Genomic DNA, 878 nt, shown 5'->3' on the forward strand with positions numbered 1-878 from the left:
CTGAACCCGATGGACCTGAAGCGCGGCATCGATCTGGCGACTGCCAAAGTTGTTGCAGGCATCAAAGACGCATCGCGCGAAGTCAAAGACTCGGCAGAAGTTGCTCAGGTTGGCACCATCTCGGCCAACGGCGAAGCTGAAATCGGCCAGCAGATCGCAGACGCGATGCAGAAAGTTGGCAACGAAGGCGTTATCACCGTCGAAGAAAACAAAGGTCTGGAAACCGAGACCGATGTTGTCGAAGGTATGCAGTTCGACCGTGGCTACCTGTCGCCTTACTTCGTCACCAACGCAGACAAGATGATCGCAGAACTCGACGACTGCATGATCCTGCTGCACGAAAAGAAACTGTCCTCGTTGCAGCCGATGGTTCCGCTGCTCGAGCAGGTGATCCAGTCGCAGAAGCCGCTGCTGATCATCGCGGAAGATGTTGAAGGCGAAGCGCTGGCAACTCTGGTTGTTAACAAACTGCGCGGCGGCCTGAAAATTGCTGCTGTCAAAGCACCGGGCTTCGGCGATCGCCGCAAGGCCATGCTGCAGGACATCGCGATCCTGACCGGCGGTCAGGTCATCAGCGAAGATCTGGGCATGAAGCTCGAGTCCGTCACCATGGACATGCTGGGCACCGCCAAGAAGATCGAAATCACCAAAGACGAAACCACCATCGTTGACGGTGCAGGCGAGAAAGCCGAGATCGAAGCACGTGTTGCTCAGATCCGTACCCAGATCGAAGAAACCTCGTCGGATTACGACCGTGAGAAGCTGCAAGAGCGCGTTGCCAAACTGGCAGGCGGTGTTGCCGTTATCCGCGTCGGCGGCATGACCGAAGTTGAAGTGAAAGAGCGTAAGGACCGTGTGGACGATGCTCTGAACGCAAC

At 56.5% G+C, this 878-nt stretch carries 1 protein-coding gene; it reads left to right on the top strand.

Annotated features, from left to right (window positions below; genetic code table 11):
- The coding region (gene groEL / locus ACR0AZ_RS21615; protein ID WP_480668237.1) for a chaperonin GroEL at positions 1-878 on the top strand (878 nt) is incomplete at both ends.

It is taken from the genome of Ruegeria sp. BE3, assembly GCF_056538865.1.